At 49.0% G+C, this 15,719-nt stretch carries 8 protein-coding genes and 6 pseudogenes; 7 read left to right on the top strand and 7 right to left on the bottom strand.

Annotation, left to right across the window (positions count from 1 at the left end):
* The first annotated feature begins 1,185 nt into the window (after positions 1–1,185).
* The 3 genes from BG74_RS01085 (at position 1,186) to BG74_RS12140 (ending at position 2,557) form a co-directional block, all read left to right on the top strand.
* Positions 1,186–1,524: a hypothetical protein gene (locus BG74_RS01085; RefSeq protein ID WP_256364176.1), complete on the top strand. Its 339-nt coding sequence runs from the start codon at positions 1,186–1,188 to the stop codon at positions 1,522–1,524.
* Between the two features lie 408 nt (positions 1,525–1,932).
* On the top strand, positions 1,933–2,055 hold the full coding sequence (locus tag BG74_RS18670; RefSeq protein ID WP_256364175.1) for a hypothetical protein: 123 nt from the start codon (positions 1,933–1,935) through the stop codon (positions 2,053–2,055).
* A gap of 172 nt (positions 2,056–2,227) precedes the next feature.
* Positions 2,228–2,557 carry a hypothetical protein gene (locus tag BG74_RS12140; RefSeq protein ID WP_187202467.1) on the top strand — a complete coding sequence of 110 codons (330 nt, stop codon included), beginning with the start codon at positions 2,228–2,230 and terminating at the stop codon, positions 2,555–2,557.
* Positions 2,558–3,452: 895 nt separating this feature from the next.
* Here the strand turns inward: BG74_RS12140 and BG74_RS01075 are convergent.
* Positions 3,453–4,358: pseudogene (locus BG74_RS01075) on the bottom strand (sugar kinase).
* A gap of 699 nt (positions 4,359–5,057) precedes the next feature.
* Here BG74_RS01075 and BG74_RS01065 point away from each other — a divergent pair.
* Positions 5,058–5,297 carry a hypothetical protein gene (locus BG74_RS01065; RefSeq protein WP_066595895.1) on the top strand — a complete coding sequence of 80 codons (240 nt, stop codon included), beginning with the start codon at positions 5,058–5,060 and terminating at the stop codon, positions 5,295–5,297.
* Positions 5,298–5,734: 437 nt separating this feature from the next.
* On the opposite strand, the gene BG74_RS01060 is transcribed toward BG74_RS01065, so the two are convergent.
* From BG74_RS01060 to BG74_RS01045, 4 genes and pseudogenes are all read right to left on the bottom strand, one after another.
* Positions 5,735–7,057 (bottom strand): MFS transporter, encoded by a 1,323-nt coding sequence (locus BG74_RS01060; protein WP_066595894.1) that lies wholly within the window; start codon positions 7,055–7,057, stop codon positions 5,735–5,737.
* Between the two features lie 528 nt (positions 7,058–7,585).
* A pseudogene (yhjD, locus tag BG74_RS20120) lies at positions 7,586–8,587 on the bottom strand (inner membrane protein YhjD).
* A gap of 462 nt (positions 8,588–9,049) precedes the next feature.
* Positions 9,050–9,709 (bottom strand): annotated as a pseudogene (locus BG74_RS15605) (oxidoreductase dimerization domain-containing protein); the annotation flags it as partial.
* A 192-nt stretch (positions 9,710–9,901) separates the two neighbouring features.
* Positions 9,902–10,758, bottom strand: a pseudogene (locus tag BG74_RS01045) (23S rRNA (adenine(2030)-N(6))-methyltransferase RlmJ).
* Positions 10,759–12,208: 1,450 nt separating this feature from the next.
* Here BG74_RS01045 and BG74_RS01040 point away from each other — a divergent pair.
* The gene (locus BG74_RS01040; RefSeq protein ID WP_187202465.1) at positions 12,209–12,448 is read left to right on the top strand and encodes a cytosine permease; all 240 of its coding nucleotides are present in this window, start codon (positions 12,209–12,211) and stop codon (positions 12,446–12,448) included.
* 327 nt (positions 12,449–12,775) lie between these two features.
* Here the strand turns inward: BG74_RS01040 and BG74_RS01035 are convergent.
* Positions 12,776–13,451, bottom strand: a pseudogene (locus BG74_RS01035) (MarC family NAAT transporter).
* Between the two features lie 398 nt (positions 13,452–13,849).
* On the opposite strand from BG74_RS01035, the gene BG74_RS01030 reads away from it, so the two are divergent.
* Positions 13,850–14,266, top strand: a complete 417-nt coding sequence (locus BG74_RS01030) for a hypothetical protein (protein ID WP_244267111.1) — start codon at positions 13,850–13,852, stop codon at positions 14,264–14,266.
* A gap of 214 nt (positions 14,267–14,480) precedes the next feature.
* Here the strand turns inward: BG74_RS01030 and BG74_RS15600 are convergent, their stop codons facing one another.
* Positions 14,481–14,726 carry a DoxX family protein gene (locus tag BG74_RS15600; protein ID WP_244267110.1) on the bottom strand — a complete coding sequence of 82 codons (246 nt, stop codon included), beginning with the start codon at positions 14,724–14,726 and terminating at the stop codon, positions 14,481–14,483.
* 266 nt (positions 14,727–14,992) lie between these two features.
* On the opposite strand from BG74_RS15600, the pseudogene BG74_RS15595 reads away from it, so the two are divergent.
* Positions 14,993–15,719 (top strand): annotated as a pseudogene (locus BG74_RS15595) (oligopeptidase A); the annotation flags it as partial.

Here is a 15,719-nt window from a genome sequence, read left to right as displayed (position 1 = left end):
CCGCTTCAGCTGATCTAATACCGATCCCGCCCCGATGGAGCGTGAGTTGCCCGCCGGCCGTCGGCAGCAAAACTTTTTCCACCGCGTTAAGGAGCGGCTATAACAACCGAGGAGCCATAAGCCGGGCCCGTGTGGCAGGGGAAAATATTCTTTCCCCAAGGGATGGAATAGCTTATCAGCATTAACGATCTACTTGATAATTATCCAGTTGGAAGTGGAAATACTAGAATTACTCTCAAAGATTTCTTTATAATTAATATTTTTCATGTTCATATTTTATATGAATCGTTTAATGTCATCATAATTATTTATTCCTCAATTTAGGAATAACGTGTGGCAGAACCGTAACGGTATGTTGACGTTAGAGGAAAGTGAAAATACTCAATAAGGAAAAATAATATGAGCATGTATGAAAAATGACGAAATCTATAAGATAGGATTAATACAAGTCTCATTTATTTACCGATCTTAATCATCGAACGCGCTGATATTATATCGATAAGTTGTCATTACACCTTCGAGACGCTAACAACCTAGCATGCTGCTATCTCGAATTTAAAAATATATCATGTTATTGTAAATGCAGGATAATTTTCTCTGATGAATCCTGTAATAAATGCTGTTTGCTGCTGCCTTTTAAATAAAATTTTATTAAAAGGCAATATTTTTCCCGATCATTTAATAATAGTCAAAACACTCGCCATTTTGAAAAAAGGGCCTATTTTCTACGACCGGAAAAACTCTTTATAGAGAAGTTATTACCCAGGCATATAGGTAAAGTTATCGCAATATTTTTAACGATTACTTTATAAAAATCGATCATTTCGGCGAAAACCAAAGTAGGCATAATGTAAAAGCCATTTCATTATGGTGTCGTTATTACATAAGATTTGCTTGAATCGCCTGTTTTTAGGCATAAAATGCGCTGCTAAATCGGTTATATTAGTACGCAGGATAATCGATGCGGCCGGACGATAGATCGTGCTGCATTACCCAGATGGCGTTTTCGGGTAAGTAGCCAGCGAGGGCGGGCGCCCACGTTTGCCTCCCCGTCAGCAAGAAATGGAGATAAGTTTGCGGATCAGACGTTCCTTAACGATCAAATAAATGGTAAAAGTATCTAGCTTTACATAGCTATTTGCCTATTCATCATGATCCAGCTTTTCCATTTTGTTTCGCAGCGCCGTGAAGATTACACCCAGGAATTACAAAATAATTGCCTTGTCAGTTCGTCAGTCACTGTACAGAGCGGTGCTCAATGTCGATATTTCTCAGGGAAACAGATTCTGGTCACCCTTAAACGCAGCGGCATTGAGCCGCGCGGATGTGGTGCTGCCTAATGACGTGCAAGTTTTGCACGGCGATTTTCTGCCCGAATGCCTGGTACCGGCACTGATAAACCGCCTGTTCCGCCCGCCGGTTATCGCTGAAGGGGTGGAAAACACCGCTCAGTGTAACTGTCTGCTAGGGCACCACATTCATCGCGGCCAGGGTTATCTTTTCGCCGAACCATTAACGCAGTAGGCTTTTGAACAACACTTCCTCAATCTACCGTTCTCCTGATTACCTGTCGCTTACGCCAGGTCAGCTGACGTCCATTTTTGCCCTTCTGCTTCCACCGAAGGTAATATTTTCTGCTACAGGGTGACATCTGAATTCGGCGGAAAAGTAAAAACGATGCAAAGTACAAGTCAACCGTTAAAGTGAGATTTACGTTTTTCATTGATATTGATTGAGTAGGGGTTCACATACAGGGCACCGGAATTCGTCTTTTCATATGTGGTGTATTACTGGTGACGTCAGAAGGATGAGTACGGGCCGAAGTATTAAAACCCGATGCCGCCTGGCAGCAGAGAAAACTCGGCGATGGCTTCGCCTGGCAGGTCCCCTAATACGCCGCAAAGACCCAACGACCGTATTGAATTGTAGCTGATGGTCAATACAACCGGTTCATTGGCGGAAAACGTCCAGCAGATTGGTTTTTTGCGTCTTATCGCCTGCCTAGCGCTGACGCACGGCGAAAACTTCACCACCGCGCAGATAACTTCCTTATGACAGCAGGGCGCAAATGAACAACAGCCGCAGCCCCTGACGCGCGTCTCCTAGGTTCCTATCATAGGAGCTCCTAGGTTCCTATGATAGGAGATTGTACAGCCTCAGTTTGCCGAACGGTCGGTAGGATTTGTTATAACGGTCGGTCGGATTTCTTATTTCAAGAAGCGCTTAAATGGATGGTGAATATCATCGGTCATCTGTCTATCACCCTATCGGCGGTGTAGCAGGCGGCGCTGGTGGTCGCGGATCCAGTGGCCACGGTGCCGGAAAAATGAGCAATAGCAGGTGGCATTACTACCTGAAAGGGCAGCAACTGCTGGCGCATGGGCCGGATAACGCCGGCGAAATCGCCGGTGGATGTCGAGCAACATTTTTATCAACGCTTATACACCCTGACGCTATTACGCTGTATGTGGTAGGTAACGTGGATGGGACGGGAGCGCCCTCAACGAGTAGATTGTCAAAACCTTCTCTACGCCGCAGGGCAAACGCGATGCGCTAGGGCTACCGTGCCGACAATGTCGCCGCTGCCGCATCAGACCGTTAGTCTATTCAGCGACAAATGCGATTACGACAGTTTTAAACTCGTTTGGGACAAATCCGTGGAGCCTATCCGCGACTCATAATCATTGAATCGTTATTGGTATAGGGACTTAGAGCCCGCGAAGTGCTGTATATACATCTTGCAGCAGGCGCTAAAGGCGAGAGACATAAAAATCTGCGCGGTTGACTGCAAATGAACTATCTGCGCACGCAGTACGCGATTCATATTGATATACAGGCTGAAAATTTGACGCCGTCGATGACCCCTTCGTCGCCTATGAGCTGGCCAACGTGCGCAACAATGACCTAAACTAATCGGAGTTTGACACTCTGATGGCGCGTGAAACTGCTGAGCTGAGTACCTTGTTCGCCAATTACGACCCCACCAGCACTTGATGTTTTGATGAGCAAGCATCTGTGCCTACAGCAGAACGAGGTGATGGATATCGCGCCGGAATAGCATCAGAAACTGCGCAGTGCGTTTCTCGTAGGCTATCGCTGCAAATGCTTAATCAGGAATTATGTGCTCAGCTTTCGTAAAACGCCACGCTGGTGCTGATGCAGCCGAACGGCGAGCCGTGGGTGAATATGGAGGTGCTGTAGAAAATCTACGAGCATATTATGAGATCCGGCGCGCTGACGGCGATTGATAGACGAGAGTAAGCTGGAAGCGACCGATAATTCCTTCGGCTTCCTGACGCAGAAGGAACAATCAACCGGTATGTCACGGCGCGGTCGGTAGGTCATCTCGTCGCGCCTTACTTTCCTTTCCTGCCAACTATAACACGCCCCAGAGCCTGCGATGAAGCCCTATCGTGGACCATTATTCGGCTCCCTAAGGTATCCGTGCACCGTTAACCCCGGCGGGCCGACATCGCGTCGCGTGGTATAATGGTGCCGCAGTACTGGATAACCGTGCTAGCGGTACGACGATGCTGCTCTCGGCTGTACCGCTGCCAGTCAGGCGGACCACCAGATAGCCGGGGCTGAAAGAGTCGCCATCGGCAGCGGTGTTGACCATATTCTCATTCGGCAATTTCACCACGGGTGCTTCCTGTAACTCCACATTGACTTCCGACACCAGGCAGGCATCGGCGCCTCATTTGAAAGCAATTTTACTGACACCTAGCGCAAGCAAGCGGGTGCGATTCAGTACCATGTCCTCCAAGTTGTTTTCCCCATAGCACACCCTCGCCTTCAAGGGTAAGGGAGGGCAATGTCGGTACAGGCGAGAGTATCGCAATAGGCCACCTGCGTCTTTCCCTAGCTCTGTCACAGGCGCGAGCGGTAATTATTGTCAAAAATGATTTTGCCGCCGTTGGCGCAACAGGTCCGCAGCAAAGCCAGCAGTCGCTCGCAGCTCTGCGGCGGTAGGATAGCGATACTAATATCGCATGAATAGTGATAATCAAAGCCCGCCATCGTTTGGCAAATATGGTCCGACGATGCGCTTTCCAGTCAATAACGGGCGGCCGCCTTTTTGCGCTAGTAGAAGGTACGCTAGCCGCGAGCATCGGTCTCAATGTAACACAGGCCGGGCAGCCGATTTTTCAAGAGCTGGATGAGCGAGGCATCTACCCCTTCCTATTGCCAAGACTGTAGCATGTCGTCACTGAAGCTATCAGTGTCCAGCTCGGTAACGTAATGCACTTTGAGCCGGGCCGCAGAAGCCCCAGGAGCGAGAGATACACCGAGGTATTCAACGTATCGCCGCCGAATCCGCGCTTAATGTCGCTGCCCTTTTGCGCCAATTCGATCATACATTCGCCTGATGCAGCGATATTTTTTTGGTTGTCATTGCTGGGTTGCCCATCACAGAAAAAGAGAATGATAGCATAGGCACCTAGTTTCAACAGAATGGTCGGCACAGTTAATAGCTGTTGAAACGTTGTTTTATTTTATTATGACCTGGATCGTCATTGCGGCCATTTTCCCGACGATTGCCAACCAAGCGGGTGCGCTGGCGTCTGGCACAATCGCAAAATGAACACGATATTCCCGCCGGCGCCGTTGCGTTTTCTGCCGCGCGTATAAATCCTCGGCGGAGCCCGTTTAATTAATCGCGAATAGCGCGCGAGCGCATCTTCAGCCTCAGCGGCGCCGTGGACAGTCTTCAGTCCCACACCGTTGCCGATCCTGTGTAACCAACTGGCGGCACTCTGGTTTTTTGAGCGCAATACCGTTCCGTTCCTACTACTGAATCTGGCAGGAGTATAATCCTCAACTATGTTAATGCATCGAGGAAGCTCAACGAGTATATCGACAATGACGCGGACTAAGAAAGTGGTAAGCAGGATTGTGCTGTTTCTGCTGCTGCTTATTGTAGCGATCTTGATTTTTATCGCCACCTTTGTTTATCGCCACCTTTGACTGGAACCCGCCTCAAACAAGACCATTAATAAAAAAGTCTTCACCGAACTTCAGAGTCCCTTTGCGATTAATGGCGACTTGGGCGTGCAGTGGTCCGGTCCCGGCACCGTGAAGAGCGCGGCTGGGTGCCGTGGCTGCATACCATACCCATGGAAGATATCTCGTTAGGCAACCCGCAGGATTTAACGGGCGAATACACCGCCCGGCTGAAAAGTATTGAAGCCAGCATCGCCCTTTTAGCGCTACTGCACTGTGCCGCGTATTACGCTGATCAGCCCGGACGCATCGTTGAAACGGTCGCCGATCGCCTGGGCACGCCTTTCGAATAAAAATGTCTGGCCTGCGAGGCAAGATAAAATAAATTGGGCGTCAAGGTGAACAACAAGCGCTGGCTTTCGATACCACTGATTTTTTGGTAGACATCAGTAATAACTGCAGCAGCCCTACCAAATCCTTATTAAACACCACATAACCGGCGGTATTCACTTCATTGTACGACCAATGTAATTGGTGCGGCACGCATTATTCGCTCACGATCCGCCACAGCGCGTCGGGATGCTTCGGTGAGGAGGTATTGTAATATTGCCAGGCGCTGAGCGCCGCAATAATAATTACCATCTTCAACACGTACTTGACCTGTTACCACGTCATGGGTCACTCTCTTGGTGTTCTCTACGCCGCATTAAAAACCGGCCGCACCCGCTTGGATGACAGCCCGCCATTACCGTTATTTTACCGGCTAAAATGGGCCGCTTAGCCGTGCAATTTACAGCGCTCGGTGCCGTGTTTCATGCGCCGCTAGCAGCGCCAGTAATGTCAGGCAGGCCATCACTGCCAGGTAAATGCCAACGTAGAATAACCCATAATTGGCGGTGAGCCAGGAGGCAATGTACGGGGCAATCGATGCGCCGATAATTGAGGCCAAATTATAGGAAAAAGAGGCGCCGGTATAGCGAACTTCGGTGGAAAACAACTCCGGCAATAGCGCGCCCATGGGGCCGAACGTGAGACCCATCACCATAAATCCTATCAATAAAAACGCTATGACCACCCAGATATTGCCGGAACCCAAGAGTGACGGGAACACCAGTGAAAAGGCCATAATCAAAACTGTAATAGTTATCATGGTGTGCCGGCGGCCGAACTTATCCGCCAGTTGACCGGCGACTGGTATCGTCAGGCCGAAACCGATGACGCCAATCATTAGCATCAATAGAAAATAGTTGCGCGAGAAACCTAGACCGCGTGGCAGCGGAGTCGTTCCATAGGTCATGGAAAACACCGTCATAATATAGAATAAAGTGTAGGTGGCTACCATGATAAACGTGGCGATAATGGTTACTTTCAGGTGCTGTTTCAACAGGATGCCGATGGGCATGCGCACCTGTGCCTTCGCCTTGGCGATTTTGGCGAAAACCGGCGTTTCGTGCAGTGAGACGCGCACATAAAGCCCAATCATTACCAGTACGACCGACAACAGGAACGGCACTCGCCAGCCCCAGATCATGAACTGTTCATCGGTCATAAGCAAGGAAAGTAGTAGGAACATGCCGTTAGCGAAAAAGAAACCAATGGGGGCTCCCAACTGCGGGAAGGAGCCATACAGCGCGCGTTTATGCGTCGGCGCGTTTTCTGTCGCCAGCAGCGCCGCGCCACCCCACTCACCTCCCAGACCAAGACCCTGGCCGAAACGGGCCAGCGCCAGCAGCAGGGGGGCCAGTATGCCAATGGTTTCATACCCCGGCAGGAGACCGATCACCACCGTGGAGATACCCATGGTCAGCAGTGAGGCCACCAGAGTTACTTTGCGGCCGGCGCGATCGCCAAAATGGCCGAAGAGCGCCGAGCCAATCGGCCGGGCGATAAACGCGATGGCGAAGGTAGCAAACGATTGTAGCCTCGCGGCGGTGGCATCCCCTTGCGGGAAAAAGATATGGGGAAAAACAATGACAGCGGCGGTCGCGTAGATATAGAAATCGAAGAATTCGATGCTGGTGCCGATTAACGAAGCAATAATCACCTTGCCCCGCGAATTGACGAGAGGCACGGCTGCATCGGAATCCAGAGTCGGCGCTGCTGAGGCTTGCATAATTGTTTCTTATTGGTCAACTACGAAAAGATAGGCATCTTAGACAGAGAAATAAGGCATTTCAATGGTTGGATTTTGACAAAAAAGATATTTCCGATAGCCATTAGCAGATTATTCCTCTCTATGCTGTCTTGATAGGAAAAACCACGGGAAAATAGCTTGTAACAGAGTTAATTTCTGTAAAAACCCTCAAGAAAAGTTATCATTCAGATATAACTGCTTATTTATGGTTATTTTTATGTAAAATTTGGTGTAAAAGACTTATTTTTAACCATTATTATATGGTAATTATTTTATTTTAGTAGTAAATGTCGATATATTCGACAGGATAGGAGTCGACGTCAAGACGACCTCTATTTTTGACTACTAGGACGTGGCTTGGCACGGGGTGCGACGGTGTTTATCGACGTACCTCACCTCCTTTTACACGGCGGCGACTGTGCTAAACTCATCGGCTGCCCGCAGTCGGCTGGAAGGTAAATTCCCGGTGGCGGCCAAGCCGGGTTACCGGCAGTGTCGTAGCGATTATCAGCGGTATCGTGGGGAAGGAACATCCATTTCCTGTCGGTTATTGTCCCCGTGGGCGTAATCGTCGGTGCCTATCCATGCGGCGCAGAACAGCATGAGACGCTCAAAGAAATAGAAAAACGCCATGAGCTCGATATGACAGAGCCGAAGGAGGAACTAGAGGGATATTTTGCCAGTTGCGGTAACGTCATGATCATAATGATTTTAATCACATCAAAACCGAATGCCGCTAGCAGCGACCCGTGAAAAAATGGTTTTATTCCGTTCTGCGGTTATTTATGCCGCGGAACGACCAAGAATATCCATAAAAGTAATAGGAAATTAGCCAGAATCGAAAGTGTCATACCCGTCAACACCATACATAACCGAACGCAACCAAGTGATGGTGTTGAGTCCCATCGCTCGAATAATGTAATCCTGTGCGCCGGCGAAAACAGACACGTCAGAGACAGCGTGACGATGAGCTCTACTATCAACTCTATCGGTAAAACCAGGTCGTTATGTATTTCAGGTAAAATTTCTCCTATTCTTCGGGATTGTGTTCCCATTCGTCACGCAACTGGGCGCGAATTGCTTCGCGCAGGTTTCTCATCCAGTTCAGACTAAGGCACCATCAGCAAACCGGTTATGCCGACCGTCGTGCGCTGTTGCACGGCGGTTCGGACCATATCATTCAGCGTGGAAGACAGCGTTTGTTCGCTGATACTGTCACCGATTTTATTAATAAAATCTGTGAGGATATCCATCCGGATTTGACGCCAGAGAAAAACCGACGCCGACAAACGATATCATCAGTATGGGGATCAGAGAAAAGAACGAAAAATAGGTGATAGCCGCGCCGAACTGACTTGCCCGATTAAGATCGCTGAACCGTTTCTCGGAGCGGATCATATGCACCACCACCGGATAAGCGCTGATATTTTCGATAAACCATCCGGAGTGGTGTGCAACCTTATTAATCGACTCATTGCCGGCATATAGCGTTGTCAGCGAGATCGTAATATCCGGTTCACGGGCGGTGTCGGCATGCGGTTTTTTCGGTCATGTTCCCTCTCAACGTCAGCCCATAAGCTATTGCTGTAGTAAAATAATTATAACGGAAGGAATGGTTTGCATCCCGACAGCGTCTTTCGCGCAAGCTCATTACCTCAGCTGTAGTGTACACAGGTGGCACCCCTTCAGCTGTAGTAGTGTAAAAGGGTGGCACCACCCCCTACATACTACGCTAACCGCTTTTGGGCGTGCGATTGCGATAATGAAATCACTCTTTGTCTAATTTCCGCTGTGACAACGCCCAAGTCTGGGCGTATTGGGTGGACAGAAAACGATTAGCGATAAAAAAGCGAAGTGATAACAAGAGAGTCGGCAGGGAGGTAAGATAAGCTTGCCAACCGGGTGGGAAGAAAAGGGGAGGGAGGCGGAACAAGGGCAGCTACGCTGGCGCGTGTGGGAGCGGCAAACGATTTAACGCATCGTCACCAGCTCTTCCCACCGCGATCAGGTGAATCTCTACGGTATTGTCAAAGGTAGCGCCTATTTTGATGGCGATCGCGAAACTCTACAGTATTTTGTCCGTGCTGAAACCCACACCGTGCCAGGCCCACAATCTTCTCTTGCGGACCGACACAAACCAGCTTCATTCGACAGAATTGACGATGCTAGGTGACCACTGTATACACAGAAGCGAAGGAGGTCGTATATACTTGAAAATATTTTTCACCATATCTTTCAATTATTTCAGGTTCGGTCAAGCTAATGGAGCCAATGGGGGATGGATGAACACCACCGTCGGTATGAGCGCATAGTCCAGATGCTCTTCTGGCTATTGTTAAACAGCTGCTCCGACAGCCGACGGCGTAAATACCTGGCATGTTGGTTTTGGTATTTATCTACCTGGATATGGCCGTGCTGTCAATTATCTAATCCCTGCCGCTGCCAGATTAAGATTATCCGTGGCCTGTTCGCGGCCGATGGCCAAAATCAGGGTATATACGGTGAATTAATGGTCATTTTACAGTGTCATGGTCAATCTGCCATCCTAGTTTTTCGTCACCGAGCACGGCACTGAGCTGAGCCGGTATGCAATGTCGGCCCTTCCGCCTGTATGACGTCGACCAATACGTCTCGACAATCAGCGCATTTGCGGCTGCACTGGGCGGTGCGATTGATTTATGTAACGTGCTACTGCCAATGGCGAGGTAACCGTAATGTCGGGTCATTCGGGCGTTTCCTTCAGCAAAATCGCTGGCACAAGTGTAACGTACAAACATGCGTTGTCACAAAGATTGTGTTAATCCATTTGATAGGCTGCCTGATTTACTCCGTCACCAGCCAGCGTGCGAAAGCGTGACCCTGGCCGAAAGGAACCAGCGTCTGATGCAGCCACGGCAGCAACGCGTTCATCTATTGTTCCGGTTTTCAGGGGGATTAATGATAATCATGCCTGAAGCGGTCATGCCGAGCCTGTCGCTATCAAGACGGACCGCCAGTTCAATCTGTAAAATATGTTGGATGCCACCTTGCTGCAGCGCCGACAATGTGTTCTTTACCTGCTGACGCAGCAGCAGCACTACTGGGGATACCAAAGCGCATAGACGCCGGTAGCGAAACGCTTATAGCCTTCCTGAATCGCGCTAACCCCGTTATGATAATCGGTTTTCAACTAATAAGGCGGATCGATCAGCACTATGCCGCGCCGGGAGGCCCGGCGGCAGTTGGGGCTTCAATTGTTGATAACCGTCAGCCAGCAGTACTGATGCCCGAGGATCTTTGTGAAACTCGCTGCGCAACAGAGGATAAGTAGCTGCTGTGTAGCTCGGTTAAATGTAATTTATCTTTGCTTTGCAGCAGTTAGCGGGCCAGCAGGGGCGAGCCGGGATAATAGCGCAACTGGCCGGCGCGGTTGAAATGACGGACCACCTCCAGATAAGTCGCCAGTAAAGCGAGGGCATCGTCACCCTGCCAGATCCTCCGGGCGATGCCTTCCAGAAATTTACCAGTGCGCTTGGTTTGTTCGCCGAAAAGAAAATACCGGCCCGCGCCGGCATGGCTGTCAAAATATAGGGAAGGGTTTTTCCTTTTCCTTACATCGCGCTCAGGATGAGGCTGAGCACGGTATGTTTGAGTACATCAGCGTGATTGCCGGCGTGAAAGTTGTGGCGATATATGAGCATATTTTTATTTCTAATTGATATTTAATGAATATTAAATTAATACCGATGTCGAAGTTCAAGCCTGCCGGCCACAGTTTGTTTAAAGGACCCGCGCACATCACTCCAAGTAAGGAACAGCATCTAAACATTAGGTCAGACGGACGATTGTATCAGGATGAGAGTGAAAGGGGTTAAAAGCTTTCCGACGCCTTGGCGCTTATGGTATGAAGCGCAGGGAGGTGCACCCACGCTCATCATGATCCCTGCCGGGAGTGAAGATTTTCAGCAGCCAACGCCCCGCCGGTGGGCGCAAAAAGCGCCCAACAAAGGGCGTGAAGGTGTGTAAAAAAAGGAGTTTTATGAGGACTAATGGCAGTATTATTTTATATTGGAGGGGTTATGATAACAGCGAACGTCTCGTATTATTGTGAACCTTTCATTCCAGTAGGGCGTGCCGTCACTCCCTTCAGTAGCTTGGGTAGTGATCGGTCATTTGGCATCAGGCATTAGGCATCGGTTACTGGGCACCACAGCCCAGTGCATGCAGCATCGCGATAAGACGGGCTTAAGCTAGTGCGTTACCCTCTTTTACGCCTGATGTGAGAATCGCTTGCGATAAAGTGACGCCGGTGGCTTGATAGGGCTATGCGCTCGCCCTAGTTATATCGATCGTTGAGTGTCGTGTGCGTTTAAAATGGTATTATCTATTTTTATATAAATATTGAGTATTTTACAGGATTTTAATTAATCATTAATGTGTTTCATTATGATCTTATCGTCGATTCAGATAATAATATATGTATGTGATATTAGACTGCTATAGGAAACAAGGCGGTAGTCAATAATAGGGAGGAGTATTATGCATGGAATGAGAGATTAATAAAAATGACTATACCTATAATCTGGTGCCGACAAATTCGCGGGTGAGTCTGTTAAATGCCACTTTGTTGCGAATGGGGATGATGAAGTCTTTGTCGCAATTTATGGTTGGCGAAAAGTTCGGCCACAGCATGACTTTCGGGTAGGCCATGTTAACGACGGTACTCAGCAGCCTGATATCGGAAATCGTCGGCCTGGAAATGGGGATAGTGTAGTGCTGTATATCTTATATAATATTGTCACCGGCTCCGGATGTGATTAATTTTTTTAATGGCCAACCAAATGGCCTGGTGATACCGTTAAGTCAAGGAAGGGGCAACGATGGTTGCAGGCGGATGCATTGTCGGCGCGTTAATTTCTCCTGGTATCAGCCGCTTAAAAATAGGATCCACGTTTTGTTTATAATTACTTCATATATTATATATTTAAAATAATAAATTGTATGTCCATCATCGTCTCCCACACGTTCGGAACGGCGGATGTGGTTATCAACCCATAGCACCGGATGAATTCGTTTTAGTTACCGTGATACTCTCCGCCATTAAAGTGAATGACGTCAACTTATACTCCGTAAGCCTAGGCCTGGCGGACGGTGTTGGACGGGACTGAGCCACCTCAAATGGCGCTACCACTAGCTGATGCTGCTGGGTTTACCGGCACGATGCTTTCGGTTGTGAGTATCATTAGTCATTTTATCGACTTTCTCATTTTGCTCGGCGTGCTGTTCCCGCCGATCGCCGGCATTATAATGGTGGATTATTACGTGCTGCGTACCCATCGCACTCTGCTAGATGCCATGCCCGAGCGCTACACGCTGCCAGATGCGGCGTAAACGCCTATGATCGTTTGGCCGGGCGTCTTGGCCTGGCTGAGTGGCAGTCTGGTTGGCTTCATTTTCATCTGGGGATCCCGTCAGTGAATTCGCTGTTGGCAGCTGGCCTGTTTTATTGGCTGATGGCGGAGGTGAAACAGAAAATAGTGACTCGATGTAGGTCTGATGCGTAATAGCTGGCACGCCGGCAGGTATTAAGACGCGTGAGCAGTGCGGCGGTTATTGCACTCGTTATGGGTGATTGTGGGTAGGTGGGTAGCCAGCACTGCTCTGAGCTGTTTGGCGCTTATCAGGCGCCAGCTTCTACGTCGTTCACCGCTACAGTCATCAGGCATGATAATCGGCAATGATCTCTGGTACGCTATTAATAACAAACTGAACGCTCGTAAACACCAGAAAAAATCCCATCAGTCGTGAACTTGCTTCGATACCGCTGGCGCTGAACACATGCATAATGGTGCCTGAACTGTGCAGCGCGATCCAGACAATCAGACTGATAGTCAGAAAAACCAGCACCGGCGCCAGTGCGGTGATCGAGTGCGCGAAAATAGACATCCTCGTTAACGGTAAGATACCAAACTGATAATCATGGCGATAAATACCCGGTCCTTGCTGTGCTCAACATCACCAGCGGGACAAAGGCTATATTGGTGGTTTTATGCTGCATCCCGCGCGTCTTGCTTTCGGCGATGTCGGAATCATCATCGGTCTGTTCGGGAAACAACATGCGAAAACCGATAAATAAGACGATAAGCCCACCCGCAATTAGCAGCCCCGGAATAGAAATCCTGAAGGTATTCATCACATAGCGTCCCGACATAAAGGCGACTATCATAATGGCGAACACATGGACGACCGACGATAGCCCGTACCTGATGATTGCGCTCATCCACAGTTATATTTTATTGAGGCTATGAAATAGAGCCACGGTGGTAGTGAGCGGGTTCACCAGCGGCAGCGGCACCATCAAGCCCAGGCCGATTGCTTCGAAAAGTTCAAACATACACTCTGTCTCCTAACCGTTTTGCTGATTGCACAGGTGCTAAAAAAGACGATTATAAATAAATAAGTAATTAATTTTAGTATCTTATAAACCATAGCAGCTGTTAAATTGCCAGTTCATACAATTATGAATGAGTTAGTCATTTTCGCCTAGTCCGCGTAGCCAAAGGAAAGCACATGAATTTTGAATTGTTCAATTTTCTCAAAGCACCGCCGGGATATCCCCTGCTCGCGCACTGAGCCTGTTTCCGGCATTAATCTCCTTATTAGGTAGGCATTGGGTAGTACGCCATTACAACCGGTTCCTAGCCCCGCCCCGAGGGAGGCGCCCGAATTTTGGCGAAATACACAGATTTGTCAATCTATTTATTCGGTTCGGTAAATCGCGCGGCATTCGATATGTTCTGTGAGGAGATAAATCTTCATGATTTTAGCCGCGAACCACTAAAACTGCTGGCCGCCTCCGGCGGCAATATGAGAAAAGACCTGGTAAAACTAGGCCAGCTGTGCGGCATACCGATATATTTGATCATTCCTGATAGTTCACCGCTGGTGGTGGTCTTTTTGCGCGACGCCGGCGCTGAACTAAGCACCGTGGAAAGTAATTTTTTCTGCTGGGCCCTTTCACAGTACCTAAATAGGGAGAGCTTTATTTCCATGAGCTGGGTACGCTGCATCCGGCTTCGGATACTTGACCGAGACATCATTTACCGGGCGGCAGTAACGCCAACGGATCCGCGTCGCGGCGTCTTTTATTCTGTTTTGCCGTTATCCCCGTCTCTCGCCTTACGGCCTGGCCGCGCCGCGCCCTTGTAGCACCAGGTTTATGAGCAATAATTTTTATTGTCAGGCGGGATTTCGCATCATGCTATAGCGGCCACAGCCCAGAAGCGCGATGGTCAGCCCGGCAATGCAATTAAAGATAAACAGCGATATTTTCCAGCCTTCCTCCAGGCGTCAACATTTTTTAGGGTAAAAATAATGCCGGGCTCGGTAATCAGCTAGGTAAACAACATGGTGAAGGCGAAAATCAGCGCGGCGGGTGTCGCACCAGAATGCCGAAAATAAACATAAATGGCACAATTGTTTCTCCCATGAACACACCATAGGTAGTAATGGCAGGCATACCGTGGGCCTGAATTATTCCGATAATGCCATTGATCTCGAATAAGAACTTGTGTATACCGTGAAACAACATCATGGTGCTAAGGGTAAACCGTAGCAGCAATTTCCCCAGATCCGGCTTGCCTAACATTCGATTAAAGGCAGTTAGCATGATGGTACCCGTCCTCAGATAATACGTGATGCGTATTTTAATGCTAATAATAAATAATTTATTTATAATAAATAGATAAATTAATCGCTAATCCGCAATAAATGCTGGAAAATGATGCTTAACCACGTTTGGAATCAGACGCGCGGCAGAGGGAAAGTGACAAATCGCTCCGCTCGGCGGTCGATCCTCTTTTCTCAATATTGATTTTCGCTATAGTTAGCATCATGTTAATCCTATTATCTCTTCACGAACATCAGGACTGTGCTATGACTAATCCGTTACTGACCTCGTTTTTATTGCCCCCTTTTGCCGCTATCCGTCCTGAGCATGTCCTGCCGGCGGTGAAAGCCGTGCTCGAGCACTGCCGCAAAACCATTGAGGAGGTTGTGGCGCAGCCCGACCCGTTCACGTGGGAAAATCTCTGCCAGCCACTGGCGGATGCAGATGACCGTTTGAGCCGGATTTGGTCTCCGGTGGCCCATTTGAACGCGGTGAAGAACAGTCAGGAACTGCGCGAAGCTTATGAACAAAGCCTGCCACTGCTGTCTGAATACAGCACCTGGGTGGGGCAACATAAGAGTTTGTATCAAGCCTATCGGAATCTGCGTGACGGCCAGTATTACGTAAAGTTGAGCGTAGCGCAGAAAAAAGCGGTGGATAACGCGTTGCGCGATTTTGAATTGTCCGGTATCGGGCTGCCATCGGAAAAACAGCAGTGCTACGGGCAGATTGTCACCCGTCTTTCGGAGCTGGGTTCGACCTACAGTAACAATGTGCTGGACGCGACCATGGGCTGGAGCAAGTTGATAACCGATGAACAAGAGCTGGCCGGCATGCCCGAAAGCGCGCTTGCCGCCGCTCGCGCCAAAGCACAGGCCCGCGAGCAGGAAGGCTGGCTGCTGACGCTGGATATCCCCAGCTATCTGCCGGTGCTGACCTATTGTGACAATACTGCACTGCGAGAGGAGCTCTATCGCGCCTATAACACCCGAG

The organism is Sodalis-like endosymbiont of Proechinophthirus fluctus (genome assembly GCF_001602625.1).
Taxonomy (GTDB): Bacteria; Pseudomonadota; Gammaproteobacteria; order Enterobacterales; family Enterobacteriaceae.
This window is presented reverse-complemented; position numbering and strand designations above follow the sequence as displayed.

Coding starts and splice junctions, on each gene's coding strand:
- BG74_RS01060 (WP_066595894.1), bottom strand. CDS start 7,057: ATGCAAGCCTCAGCAGCGCCGACTCTGGATTCCGATGCAGCCGTGCCT.
- BG74_RS01030 (WP_244267111.1), top strand. CDS start 13,850: ATGTTCTGTGAGGAGATAAATCTTCATGATTTTAGCCGCGAACCACTA.
- BG74_RS15600 (WP_244267110.1), bottom strand. CDS start 14,726: ATGCTAACTGCCTTTAATCGAATGTTAGGCAAGCCGGATCTGGGGAAA.
- BG74_RS12140 (WP_187202467.1), top strand. CDS start 2,228: ATGGATGGTGAATATCATCGGTCATCTGTCTATCACCCTATCGGCGGT.
- BG74_RS18670 (WP_256364175.1), top strand. CDS start 1,933: ATGGTCAATACAACCGGTTCATTGGCGGAAAACGTCCAGCAGATTGGT.